The following is a 12,658-nucleotide window of genomic DNA, read 5'->3' as shown; positions in this document are numbered from 1 at the left end:
AATGTGCTCAGCCGAGCACGCGTCCGATGCCGCTGGCATCGACTTCCGCTGCCGCCGCAGCGATCGACATCGGGTCGCTGCCTGCAACGAATCCGATACGGAAATGCACTTCGCCGCCGGGCGTGCGCGAGGAATGGATTGACGCCAGGCTGATGCGGTGCTGCTCGAAGACGTTCAGCAGTTCACGCAGCGAACCCGGCCGGTCCTCCGGCAAATGTACCGACAGCGCGTTGCGCTCGGTCAGGTCGGCCAGCAGATACCCCACCCGCTCGAAGGTGTAGTTGCCCTCGGCCAGTGCCTGTTCGCCGAAGGCGCTGCGGTTGGCCGACAGCAGCTGCTCGCGGAATGCACCCCGCGCAGCATCGTCGCCCTGCCCGACCTGGGCCTGCAGGTCCTGCAGTTGACCGACCAACCGTTCCAGCATCGGCGCAACGTATGGATTGCCGAACTGGATGTCTTCATAGATCGCCGGGTTCAGCGACAGGATGCGCGAGATGATCGCGGTATCCAGTTCGAATGACGCCGAGCGGTACGGCATCATCGCGGCCAGAGCGCCCAGCTGCGGCTGGTACTGGCGCAGCACACCGGCCTGGGCCAGGTGGGTGGCATGCACCATCGCCTGCACCAGCGCCATCATCTGGTCGTGATGCTGCGGCGTGGCGCGCACGCATTCGGCCTGCAGGGCAGTGCACAGCGCATCAACCCACGGCTGCCAGTGCTGCAGGCGCGCTTCGCAGACCACCATCACCCGGCCCTTCAGGGTCGGCGCCTTGGGAGGCGCAGTCATCGGATGCAGGCCGACCACTTCGGCCTGCGAAGCCAGCATCGCCTGCACCGGCGCATCCTTTACCGAAGTCACATCCAGCCACAGCCGGTCGCGCTCGCGCCCGGCCGACTGCTGCACGTACTGCGCGATCAACGCGGGCGTGTGCCTGATCGGTGCCGAGAACACCAGCACGTCAGCCTGCGCCAGCAGCTGTTCCGGCGTATGCGAGGTGGCATCGGCCGGGTCATGGCCAATCACCTGCAATTGCATGTCCTGCTGGAAGAAACGGCGCAGCCAACGCCCGTAGGCGCCAGCACTACCGACAATGCCGACTGTGCGCGGCGTGCGTTCCTGCGGGCCGCTCATGCCACGCGTTCGGCGCGGAAGCGCGTGCCTTCGGCCAACGCCGCAGGCGCCGCAGCGATCACATCGAACTCCTCGAATCCGTTGTCCAAGGTCGCTTCCAATGCGGCATGGGTACCGGCAATCGCACGCGAGATGGCCTGCTGCATGGATTCGCCACGCAGCAGGAACGACACCACCAGCGACATCAGCACATCGCCAGTGCCCGCAACGTCCACCGGCAGCAGCGGCGAAGTCCAGCGCCAGGTCTCGTCACGGCCGACGGCCAGCGTCACCAGTTCGCCAGGAGTACCCCCGACGCTGTGCGCGATCACCCAGTGCGGGCCACGGTCCAGCAGCGTGCGCGCCGCCGCCATGGCATCGGCTTCGGCCAATGCCGGCATGCCGGTCAATCGGTTCAGTTCGAACGCGTTCGGCGTCACCAGCCACGCATGCGGCAGCAGGCGCTCGGCGAAGATCGCTTCCAGGCCCGGCTCCACGTAAGGGCCGGTGTGGGTATCGCCAATGACCGGATCCAGGCAGTAGCGCAGCTGCGGACAGGCCGGCAGGATCTCGTCCAGCCAATCGGCAAACGCGGCGCCGTTGGCGGTGCTGCCGAAATAGCCGGAGACCAGCATCTTCGCCCGCTGCGGCAGGCCACGCTCATGGGTGCCGAGCAGCAGGTCGGCGAACCAGTCGGCGGGCAGCACGCGGCCGCGGGTGGTGTCGTAGAACGGCGCGTTGCTGAGCAGCACGGTCGGAATTTCGGCTACGCGCACACCGAGGGCGCGCATTGGCGGTATGGCGGCGCTGTTGCCGGCGTGGCCGTAGACGAGTTGCGACTGGACCGAGATGACATCGATCGGCGACGGGCCATCCGGCCGCTGGCGGCGGCCGTGGACCAGGTGGTTATCAAGGGATTCGCTCATGACCGCATTCTACGCCCAAGGGGGTTTTCGGCAGGGCTTGCAGCCCTGCACCTGCTCAATGCAACGGCAACGGCAAAAGCCAAAGCGAGCAATCCGTGGGATGGCGGGGCGGTGTCGGAGTGCGGGGACGCCGTGAACCCGTCCATGGGGGCTTGGCAGCCGCATCCATGCGGCTGACACCCCGCACTCCGACACCGCCCCACCTTCGACAGGTTCATGCGGCTGTTGGCAACTGCGGCTGTTGTTCCGCACGGCTGTTGGTAGGTGTCGACCTTGGTCGAGACATCTGTCAGGTATCGATAGACAAAAAAGGGGTCAGATCTACCGTGTCGACCAAGGTCGACACCCACCAGAGCAGATGGCTGTTCCAACAGATCGCAAGAAACCGTCGAAGGCGGGTTGGGTCCGGTTGCGGGGGTGTCCGCGGCATGGATGCCGCGGCCAAGCCCCCATGGACGGGTTTACGGCGTCCCCCGCAACCGGACCCACCCCGCCATCCCACGGAATGCGGGCTTTTGACGTTGACGTTGATTCAGCAGGTGCAGGGCTGCAAGCCCTGCAAACCCGCCCTCCCTCAGTGAACAGCAGGTCGCGACGGCGGCAGCCACGCCGCCACGATGCCGAGCAACGGCAGGAACGCAGTCAACTGGTAGACATACTCAATGCTGGTCTTGTCCGCCAGCAGGCCGAGCACTGCTGCGCCCAGCCCGCCCATGCCGAACGCGAAACCGAAGAACAGCCCCGACACCATGCCGATGCGGTGCGGCATCATTTCCTGTGCATACACCACGATCGCCGAGAACGCCGAGGACAACACGAAGCCGATCAGCACCGCCAGCACCGTGGTCCAGAACAGATCGGCATGCGGCAGCATCAGTGCGAACGGTGCCACGCCCAGGATCGAGGTCCAGATGATCGGCTTGCGGCCGATGCGGTCGCCCAGCGGCCCACCCAGGAAGCCACCGGCTGCGGATGCGACCAGGAACGCGAACAGGTGCAGCTGCGCCTGCGCCACCGGAATGCCGAAATGGTGGATCAGGTAGAAGGTGAAGTAGCTGCCGATGCTGGCCATGTAGAAGTACTTGCTGAAGATCAGCACCAGCAGGATCGCCAGCACCTTGGCCACGGTGCGAGGCGGGTGTCGCGGTGCCATCGCAGCCGTGCTGGCGGGGCGTGGCGCGCCCAGATGCAACGCGTACCAGCGGCCGACATAGGTCAGCAGTGCGATGCCGATCAGGGCGGCGCCGGCAAACCACGACGCGGCATGCTGGCCATAGGGCACGATCACCGCCGCAGCGATCAGCGGGCCGAGCGCGGTACCGAAGTTGCCGCCCACCTGGAACACCGACTGCGCGAAGCCATGGCGCCCCCCCGAGGCCAGGCGCGCGATGCGCGAGGCTTCCGGGTGGAAGATGGCCGAACCAATGCCGACCATCGCTGCGGCCATCAGCACCACCGCATAGTTCGGTGCGAAGCCGAGCAGCAGCATGCCGCACAGGGTCGAGGCCATGCCGATCGGCAGCGAGTACGGCGCCGGGCGGCGGTCGGTCGCTGCGCCGATCAGCGGCTGGAAGATCGATGCGGTGAGCTGGTACGTCAGCGTAATCAGGCCGATCTGGGTGAAGCTGAGGTTGAAGCCGCCCTTGATCACCGGATAGATCGCCAGGATCAGCGACTGCATCATGTCGTTGACGACATGCGAGGTGGAAATGGCAGCCAGCACACCGGGAGCCACCGGGCGTGAGGTCGTTGCGGGAGAAGCCAAGGCGGACATGGACGCAGTCAGGTTGGGGGCGAGCCACGCATGCTACGGTTGCCCTCCCTTCCCTTCTGCCGCGTTCGGGTCATGGCCTATCGCAAAAAGGACATTGCCGGCGACGTCGACCCGGCTGCGCCCTGGCGCGATGTGCCGCTGCACCGCCCGGTCACCTACCGGGTTACCCAGTACCCGGCCGGCACCCATATCGCAGGCCACAAGCACCAGCGCCACCAGCTGGTCTATGCCATCTCCGGGTTGATGGTGGTGCGCTCGGAAGTCGGTCGCTGGGTGGTGCCCTCCACCCGTGCGATCTGGATGCCGGCAGGCATGGTGCACGCGGTGGACTGCATTGCCGCCGTGCACATGCGCAGCCTGTACATCGACCCGTCATTCGCGCCGCAACTGCCGGCCGAACCGTTCGCGGTACAGGTGGCACCACTGCTGCGCGAACTGCTGCAGGCGGCCACGCTCATCAAGGGCGAGCACATCGAAGACAGCCGCGATGGCCGCGTGGTGCGCCTGCTGCTGGACGAGCTGCATCGCATGGACGTATTGCCGCTGCACCTGCCCGCTCCCACCGATCCGCGCCTGCAGCGGATCTGCCAGCATCTGCAGAAGCACCCCGGCGATGACGCCACGCTGCAGGATTGGGCGCAGGCACTGGAGGTGGACGTGAAAACCATCCAGCGCCATTTCGCCGGCGAACTTGGCATGACCTTCGGCCAGTGGCGGCAGCAGGCACGGTTGCTGGCGGCACTGGAGCGGCTGGCGGTCGGTGACAAGGTCATCGATGTCGCGCTGGCGATGGGCTACGACAGCCCCAGCGCGTTCACCAGCATGTTCAAGCGGCAGCTGGGGCAGACGCCGGCGGCATTCTTCCGGTGAGCATTTCCCGATAGCGCCGGGCCATGCCGGCGGAATGCAGCCGGCGCCCGCAAACGAAAACGCCGGGCATGGCCCGGCGCTACCGTTCAACGCTTGCGTTGACAACTCAGGACGTCATCCGGTCCCAGAAGCCCTTCACGCCATCCATGAAGGTGGCCGACTTCGGCGAATGCTTGCGCGCTTCCTCGCCGACGAAGGTGGCTTCGAACTGCTCCAGCAGCTTGCGCTGCTCGTTGGTGAGGTTGACCGGGGTCTCCACCACCACGCGGCAGTATAGGTCGCCTTCGCTGCGGCTGCGCACCGAACGCACGCCCTTGCCGCGCAGGCGGAACAGCTTGCCGGTCTGGGTCTCGGCCGGAATGCGGATTTCCGCTTCACCGCCCAGAGTGGCCACGCGCACGGTGTCGCCCAGCGCGGCCTGCGAGATGCGGATCGGCACTTCGCAGTGCAGATCGTCGCCATCGCGCTGGAAGATGGCGTGCTCGCGCACGCGCACTTCCACGTACAGGTCGCCCGGCGGCGTACCGGCCGGACCGGCCTCGCCCTCGCCCTGCAGGCGGATGCGGTCGCCGGTGTCGACGCCGGCCGGCACCTTCACCGACAGCACCTTGTCTTCCTCGACACGGCCGTTGCCGTGGCAGGTCTTGCAGGGCTTGGCGATGATCTGGCCACGGCCGCCGCAGTTGTGGCAGGCCTGCTGCATGGCAAAGATGCCGCGCTGGATGCGCACCTGGCCACGACCATGGCAGACGTTGCAGGTCTCGACCTTGCCGTCTTCGGAGCCACTGCCATCGCAGTCGCCGCACTCGGCCAGGGTCGGAATCTCGATGCGGCGCTCGACGCCGCGCACGGCTTCTTCCAGGTCCAGCTCCATCACGTAGCCGATGTCGGCACCGCGACGCGCCTGGCGCGGACCACCGCCGGCACCACCGAAGATGTTGCCGAAGATATCGCCGAAGATATCGTTCATGTCCGGGCCGCCCGGGCCACCACCGCCCATGCCGTGCTCGAACGCGGCGTGGCCATGGCTGTCGTACATGCGGCGCTTGCCGCCGTCGGACAGCACTTCGTAGGCTTCCTTGCACTCCTTGAAGGAGGCTTCGGCCGCCGCATCACCCGGGTTGCGGTCCGGGTGGAACTTCATCGCACAGCGACGATAGGCCTTCTTCAGCTCTTCGTCGGTGGCGGTGCGGGCAACGCCCAGCACTTCGTAGTAATCGCGCTTGCTCATATCGTGGATCGCATTCCGGAAAGTCGGGATTCGTCAAAGCGGAAGAGCGGAACCAGGTCCGCTCTTGCGTCGGGCGCCCCGACACGCCGGGTGGCGGTCAGGACCCTGATGCGACAACGGGACGCTGGTGGCCAGCGTCCCGCGTCGGTCCGGATCAGGACTTCTTGTCGTCCTTGACTTCGGTGAACTCGGCGTCGACCACGTCATCCTGCGCCTTGCCTGCGTTGCCGGCGTCGGCACCCGGGGCACCGCCCTGGTCGGCCGAAGCGGCGGCGAACAGCGACTGGCCGGCTTCTTCCAGCACCTTCGACTTGGCTTCGATCTGTGCCTTGTCGTCACCCTTCATCGCGGTTTCCAGATCGGCCAGCGCCGCTTCGACCTTGCCGATCACTTCGCCGCCGACCTTGCTGCCGTGCTCAGTGATGGCGCTGCGGGTGCCGTGGATCAGGGCGTCGGCCTGGTTGCGGGCCTGCACCAGCTCCTGGAACTTCTTGTCTTCCTCGCGGTTGGCTTCCGCGTCGGCGACCATGCGTGCGATCTCTTCCTCGGACAGGCCCGAACCGGCCTTGATCTCGACCTTCTGTTCCTTGTTGGTCTTCTTGTCCTTGGCCGACACGTGCAGGATGCCGTTGGCGTCAATGTCGAAGGACACTTCCACCTGCGGCAGGCCGCGCGGGGCCGGCTCGATGCCGGACAGGTCGAACTTGGCCAGCGACTTGTTGAAGCGGGCCTGTTCGCGCTCACCCTGCAGCACGTGCACGGTCACGGCCGACTGGTTGTCCTCGGCGGTGGAGAACACCTGCGAGGCCTTGGTCGGAATGGTGGTGTTCTTCTCGATGATCTTGGTGAACACGCCGCCCATGGTCTCGATGCCCAGCGACAGCGGGGTCACGTCCAGCAGCAGCACGTCCTTGACGTCGCCGCCCAGCACGCCGCCCTGGATCGCCGCACCCAGTGCCACGGCTTCGTCCGGGTTGACGTCCTTGCGCGGTTCCTTGCCGAAGAACTCGGTCACTGCCTGCTGCACCTTCGGCATGCGGGTCTGGCCACCGACCAGAATCACTTCGCTGATGTCGCTCGAACGCAGGCCGGCATCGTTCAGGGCGACGCGGCACGGCTCGATCGACTTCTTGATCAGGTCTTCCACCAGCGCTTCCAGCTTGGCGCGGGTCAGCTTGATGTTCAGGTGCTTCGGACCCGACGCGTCGGCGGTGACGTAGGGCAGGTTCACTTCGGTCTGCTGGGCGCTGGACAGCTCGATCTTGGCGCGCTCGGCGGCGTCCTTCAGGCGCTGCAGGGCCAGCGGATCCTTGCGCAGGTCGATGCCCTGGTCCTTGTTGAACTCTTCAACCAGGTACTCGATGACGCGGTTGTCGAAGTCTTCGCCGCCCAGGAAGGTGTCGCCGTTGGTGGCCAGCACTTCGAACTGCTTCTCGCCGTCGACGTTGGCGATCTCGATCACCGAGACGTCGAAGGTGCCGCCGCCCAGGTCGTACACCACGATCTTGCGATCCTTGTTGTCGCCCTTGTCCAGGCCATAGGCCAGCGCAGCCGCGGTCGGCTCGTTGATGATGCGCTTGACGTCCAGGCCTGCAATGCGACCGGCGTCCTTGGTCGCCTGGCGCTGGCTGTCGTTGAAGTAGGCCGGCACGGTGATGACCGCTTCGGTGACCTTCTCACCGAGGAAGTCCTCGGCGGTCTTCTTCATCTTTTCCAGCACCTTGGCCGAGATTTCCTGCGGGGCCATCTTCTTGCCGTCGCTGGTCGACACCCAGGCATCGCCATTGTCATGGGCGAGGATGCCGTACGGGACGTGGGCGATGTCCTTCTGCACTTCGGCGTCGGTGAACTTGCGGCCGATCAGGCGCTTCACCGCGTAGAAGGTGTTCTTCGGGTTGGTCACGGCCTGGCGCTTGGCCGAGGCGCCCACCAGGACTTCGCCGTCCTTGGTGTAGGCGACGATCGACGGGGTGGTGCGATCGCCTTCCGAATTCTCGATGACGCGGGCCTTGCCGCCGTCCATGATCGCCACGCACGAGTTGGTGGTGCCGAGGTCGATACCAATGATCTTGCCCATGGGGGAGACTCCTGAGGATGCTTGTTGGGGTCAGTCCGGCCGCTCGGCCGGTGGATGAATACGATGTGGGGGAGGCTCGTGGAACATTCAAGCCATCTCCCGAACGCTGTGTTCAGCGCCTGGAAAACCTTGCCAGGCACGGCCTGGCACGACCGGGGCCGGGCATCACCCGGCCCGGTCAATCAATCGGCGGCCACCACCACCAGCGCCGGCCGCAGCAGGCGCTCGTTGAGCAGGTAGCCCTTCTGGAACACGGTCACGACGGTGCCGGGGGCCGCGCCCGGGGCCGGCACCTGGCTGATGGCCTGGTGGTGTTCCGGGTTGAACGGCTGGCCGGTCGGGTCCAGCAGGACCAGGCCATTGTCACCGGCAACCTTCAGCAGCTGCTTGTAGGTCAGCTCCAGGCCTTCGCGCAACGGGTGGGCGTCGTCGCCAGCCGCCTTCAGGCCGGCATCCAGGCTGTCGAATACCGGCAGCAGCTCGCCGAGCAGCTTCTCGTTGGCGAACTTGCGGGCCTGCTCGATGTCACGGGCAACGCGCTTGCGCTGGTTCTCCAGGTCGGCGCGCTCACGCAGCGCATCGGCCCTGACCTGTTCAACTTCGGCGCGCAGGCGCTCCACTTCGTCGCTGACGCCGGCGGCGGCGGCCGCATCGGCGGCACTCTGCTGGGATTCGATATCTGGATGTTCGTGGTTCATGTCTGGGTCCCTGGCGGTCAATCTCCGCCTCCACCCACCCTAGTGTGGGCGGGATGCTGCGTTTCAAGCGTCGGATGTTCCCGGCGTGCGGCCGGCCGGCGAAAAGGCCGCGCCGAGCACATCGGCGGTGGCCTGGACCAGCGGGATCATGCGGTCGTAGGCCATGCGCTTGGGACCGATCACCCCCAGCACGCCCAGCACCTGGCCGTTGGCGGTGTAAGGCGCAGTGACCAGCGAGACCCCCTGCAGCGGCATCATCCCGGTCTCCTCGCCGATGAAGATGCGCACGCCCGGGGCCTGGATGGTCCGCTCCAGCAGCTGCAGGATCTCGCGCTTGCTGGAGAACAGCTCGAACAGCTCGCGCAGGCGCTCCAGGTCGGACAGGTCCTGCACCCCCATCAGACGGGTCTGGCCGGCCACCAGCATGTCGTCGGCCGCTGGCTGCAGGGCCTGCTCGGCCAGCTCGATGCTGTGCGCCAGCAGCTGTTCCAGCTCGGAGCGGGCGTCGCGCAGCTCCAGCAGCAGGCGGGTACGGATCTCGGCCATCGGCAGGCCGGCGAAATGGGCATTGAGGTAGTTGGCGACCTGCTCCAGCTGGCCCGGCGCGAACTCCTGGCGGGTCTCGATGACCCTGTTCTGCACCTCGTTGTCGGCAAACACCAGGATCGCCAGCACGCGGCGCCCGTCCAGCGCCACGAAATCGATCTGGCGGAAGGCGAACTGCTCGCGCCGCGGCGCGCTGACCACGCCGACGAAGTGGCTCATCGCCGACAGCAGCTCCGAGGCGCTGCCGAGCAGGGCCTGGGTGCTGCCGCCGCCAGCCAGCTCCTGGCGCAACCGGGCCAGCTCGCCCTCGCCCGGCGGCTGCATCTGCAGCAGGCTGTCGACGAATACCCGGTAGCCATGTGCGGTCGGGATGCGCCCGGCCGAGGTGTGCGGAGACGCCAGCAGCCCCAGGTCTTCCAGATCGCCGAGGATGTTGCGGATGGTGGCCGGGCTGACCTCCAGCCCGGCCACGCGCGCCAGTGTCTGCGAGCCGACCGGCTCACCGTCCTGGATGTAGCGCGCGATCAGCGTGCGCAGCAGATGGCGCGCACGCGGGGCAAGCTGGTCGGGAGAACCGTGCATGGAATCAACCTGTGAGACACGGACACTAGATAATGGCGGCGCATCACCTTGGCAAGTCATTGGACGTCCCTCGCCCGCGTGCTAGCGTTGCGCGGCTGCTGATACCCCCTTACCCATGCTCAGACATCTTTCGATCAAGGATTTCGCCGTTGTCCGCGCCACCGAACTGGAGTTCGGGCCCGGTATGACCGTCGTTTCAGGCGAGACCGGCGCCGGCAAGTCGCTGATGGTCGACGCGCTGGGCTTCCTGTCCGGCCTGCGCGCCGACAGCGGCGTGGTCCGGCATGGCGCCGCGCGCGCCGAGCTTTCGGCCGAGTTCGCACTGGAGCAGCTGCAGGCCGCGCGCCAGTGGCTGGCCGACAATGAGCTGGACGATGAGGAGCAATGCCAGCTGCGCCGGGTGATCCGCGCCGACGGCGGCTCGCGGGCCTGGATCAACGGCCGCCCGGTGACCCTGGCGCAGCTGGCCGACCTGGCCGCGCTGCTGGTGGAGATCCACGGCCAGCACGAACAGCAGGCCCTGCTGACGCGCCCGTCGCAGCTGGCCCTGCTCGACGCCTATGCACGCAACGAGAACGAACGCCGCCAGGTACGCCGCGCCGCCGCGGCCTGGCAGGCACTGGTCGATGAATCGCTGGCGCTGTCGCAACAGGGCGACGTCAGTGACCGGATCGGCTTCCTGGAGCACCAGCTGCGCGAGCTGGACCGCGAGGACCTGGAGCCGGAGTCGATTGCCGCACTCGGCGCCAGCCACCGCCGCCAGGCCCACGCCAGCGCCCTGCTGAGCGCCTGCCAGACGGCCAGCAACCAGCTCAACGGCGACGACGGCAGTTCCGCGCTGGACCTGCTGCAGCAGGTGCGCCACGAGCTGTCGCGCCTGATCGAACACGACCCACGCCTGGGCGAGGTGGACGGCCTGATCGAGAACGCCTCGATCCAGCTGCACGAGGCCTTGTCGCTGCTGGACCGGGTGCACGACGACCTCGATGCCGACCCGGAGCAGTTCGAAGAGAACGAGCGCCGCCTTGGCCGCCTGCACGACCTGGCGCGCAAGCACCGCGTGCCGATGGATGAGCTGGGCGCGCAGCGCGAGCGCATGCATGCCGAAGTGGAACAGCTGCGCGGCGCCGACGAGCGCCTGCAGCGCCTGGCCGGCGAGATCGACAAAGCCGCTGCGGCCTGGCGCGTGCAGGCCGAGCTGCTGACCGCCAGCCGTCGCAGCGCCGCTGCCGAACTGTCGGCCACCACCACCGGCATCATCGCCGAGCTCGGCATGGGCGGCGGCCAGTTCCTGATCGACCTGGAACCGCAGGACAGCGGCAAGCCCGACCCGCAGGGTGCCGAGCGCGTGGAATTCCTGGTCGCGGCCAACGCCGGGCAGCCGCCACGCGCCCTGCGCAAGGTCGCTTCGGGCGGTGAACTGTCGCGTATCTCGCTGGCCATCGAAGTGGCCGCACTGGATCTGGATGCCGTGCCGACCATGGTGTTCGACGAAGTCGATTCCGGCATCGGCGGCGCGGTGGCCGACATCGTTGGGCAGAAGCTGCGCGCGCTGGGCGAGAAGCGCCAGGTGCTGTGCGTGACCCACCTACCGCAGGTCGCTTCCAAGGGCCACGCGCACTACCGCGTCAGCAAGGCCCCGGTGGAGGGCATGACACAGAGCGCCGTGGAGAAGCTGGACAGCAAGGCGCGCGAAGAAGAGCTGGCGCGCATGCTCGGCGGCGTGGAAGTAAGCAAGGAGGCGCGCGCCGCTGCGCGCAAGCTGCTGCAGGTCTGAGGCCTGTTCGCGGTTATCCACGCATGGCGTGGATCTACACCGCGCGCGGTAGTGCCGGCCGCTGGCCGGCAACCCGTTTCACCCCAACGGCCGCGCCAGATCCACGCTTTCCACCAGGTAATCCAGGAACGCGCGCACGCGCAGCGGCAGGTAGCCGCCCTGCCCCAGGAACACCGCGTGCACCTCTTCCAGGTCACCCGGGTTGGCGTCTTCCAGCACCGGCAGCAGGCGCCCGGCCGCAATGTCGGCCTGCACCTGGAACGCTGCCAGCCGCGCCATGCCCAGCCCACCCAGCACCAGCTGGCGCAGCGCATCACCGTTGCTGGCGCGGGCGTTACCGCTGGGCAGCACCATCCGTTCGCGGCCATCCTGCAACAACGGCCAGCCCTGCATCGCCCGCGCATGGCCAATATCCAGACGGTTGTGCGACTGCAGTGCCTCGACATCGGCCGGCAGGCCGTGCCGCTGCGCATAGGCCGGTGCGACCACGATCATCATCCGCGTCGCGCCCAAGCGCCGCGCCACCAGGCTGGAACTCTTCAGCGGGCCGGCCCGTACCGCCACGTCGGTGCGCTGCTCGAGCAGGTCGATCACCTCGTCGTTGAGGGTCAGGTCCACGCCCACCTGAGGGTTGCGCTCGAGGAACGCAGGCAGCAGCGGCAGCAGGAAATGCTGACCAAACGGTACGTTGGAATTGACCCGCAGCCGCCCGCGCGGCTCGGCGTGAGCACTGGCGCAGCGCTCGGCTTCGTCCAGGTCGGCCAGCACGCGCAGGCCGCGCTCGTAGAACGCGCAGCCTTCGGGCGTCAGCTGCAGCTGGCGGGTGGAACGCTGCAGCAGGCGGGTGCCCAGCCGTTGCTCCAGGCGCGCCACCAGCTTGCTGACCGCCGAGGGGGTCATGTCCAACGTGCGCGCTGCCGCCGAGAAGCCCCCGGTCTCGATCACCCGTACGAACACTTCCAGTTCGCCGGATCGGTTGATGTCGGATCGCGCCATATTGATGAATCCAGCTCACAGATGATTATCCATGCGCAGTCTAGTTCACAGATGAGTGCGGAATCACCAT

10 protein-coding genes are annotated in these 12,658 nt (G+C 67.1%); 2 read left to right on the top strand and 8 right to left on the bottom strand.

Annotation, left to right across the window (positions count from 1 at the left end; all coding sequences use genetic code 11):
• Positions 1-7: 7 nt before the first annotated feature.
• The 3 genes from D7Y61_RS00285 to D7Y61_RS00275 all read right to left on the bottom strand — a co-directional run bounded on the left by D7Y61_RS00285 (position 8) and on the right by D7Y61_RS00275 (position 3,811).
• Positions 8-1,132 (bottom strand): prephenate dehydrogenase, encoded by a 1,125-nt coding sequence (locus D7Y61_RS00285; RefSeq protein ID WP_180864480.1) that lies wholly within the window; start codon positions 1,130-1,132, stop codon positions 8-10.
• Positions 1,129-2,037: a pyridoxal kinase gene (pdxY, locus tag D7Y61_RS00280; protein ID WP_180864479.1), complete on the bottom strand. Its 909-nt coding sequence runs from the start codon at positions 2,035-2,037 to the stop codon at positions 1,129-1,131. The genes D7Y61_RS00285 and pdxY overlap by 4 nt, the downstream gene beginning before the upstream one ends.
• 574 nt (positions 2,038-2,611) lie before the next feature.
• Positions 2,612-3,811: an MFS transporter gene (locus D7Y61_RS00275; RefSeq protein WP_180864478.1), complete on the bottom strand. Its 1,200-nt coding sequence runs from the start codon at positions 3,809-3,811 to the stop codon at positions 2,612-2,614.
• Between the two features lie 72 nt (positions 3,812-3,883).
• Between D7Y61_RS00275 and D7Y61_RS00270 the strand changes: the two genes are divergently transcribed.
• The gene (locus D7Y61_RS00270) at positions 3,884-4,681 is read left to right on the top strand and encodes an AraC family transcriptional regulator (RefSeq protein WP_180864477.1); all 798 of its coding nucleotides are present in this window, start codon (positions 3,884-3,886) and stop codon (positions 4,679-4,681) included.
• 106 nt (positions 4,682-4,787) lie between these two features.
• Here D7Y61_RS00270 and dnaJ read toward each other — a convergent pair whose 3' ends face one another.
• The 4 genes from dnaJ to hrcA form a co-directional block, all read right to left on the bottom strand.
• Positions 4,788-5,912, bottom strand: coding sequence for a molecular chaperone DnaJ (gene dnaJ, locus D7Y61_RS00265; protein ID WP_180864476.1), 1,125 nt, complete (start codon positions 5,910-5,912; stop codon positions 4,788-4,790).
• Positions 5,913-6,066: 154 nt separating this feature from the next.
• The gene (gene dnaK / locus D7Y61_RS00260; protein ID WP_049446494.1) at positions 6,067-7,989 is read right to left on the bottom strand and encodes a molecular chaperone DnaK; all 1,923 of its coding nucleotides are present in this window, start codon (positions 7,987-7,989) and stop codon (positions 6,067-6,069) included.
• 182 nt (positions 7,990-8,171) lie between these two features.
• Complete coding sequence (grpE, locus tag D7Y61_RS00255; RefSeq protein WP_180864475.1) at positions 8,172-8,687, bottom strand: nucleotide exchange factor GrpE; 516 nt, start codon at positions 8,685-8,687, stop codon at positions 8,172-8,174.
• 63 nt (positions 8,688-8,750) lie between these two features.
• Positions 8,751-9,815, bottom strand: a complete 1,065-nt coding sequence (gene hrcA / locus D7Y61_RS00250; RefSeq protein ID WP_008266321.1) for a heat-inducible transcriptional repressor HrcA — start codon at positions 9,813-9,815, stop codon at positions 8,751-8,753.
• A gap of 115 nt (positions 9,816-9,930) precedes the next feature.
• Between hrcA and recN the strand changes: the two genes are divergently transcribed.
• On the top strand, positions 9,931-11,592 hold the full coding sequence (recN, locus tag D7Y61_RS00245) for a DNA repair protein RecN (RefSeq protein WP_180864474.1): 1,662 nt from the start codon (positions 9,931-9,933) through the stop codon (positions 11,590-11,592).
• Positions 11,593-11,670: 78 nt separating this feature from the next.
• Here recN and D7Y61_RS00240 read toward each other — a convergent pair whose 3' ends face one another.
• Positions 11,671-12,588, bottom strand: a complete 918-nt coding sequence (locus tag D7Y61_RS00240; protein ID WP_180864473.1) for a LysR family transcriptional regulator — start codon at positions 12,586-12,588, stop codon at positions 11,671-11,673.
• Positions 12,589-12,658 lie beyond the last annotated feature (70 nt).

The sequence above is a fragment of the Stenotrophomonas maltophilia genome, assembly GCF_013464485.1.
Lineage (GTDB): Bacteria > Pseudomonadota > Gammaproteobacteria > Xanthomonadales > Xanthomonadaceae > Stenotrophomonas > Stenotrophomonas maltophilia_AW.
Note: the sequence above shows the minus strand (reverse complement) of the source record. Positions and strands in the feature narration are given on the sequence as shown.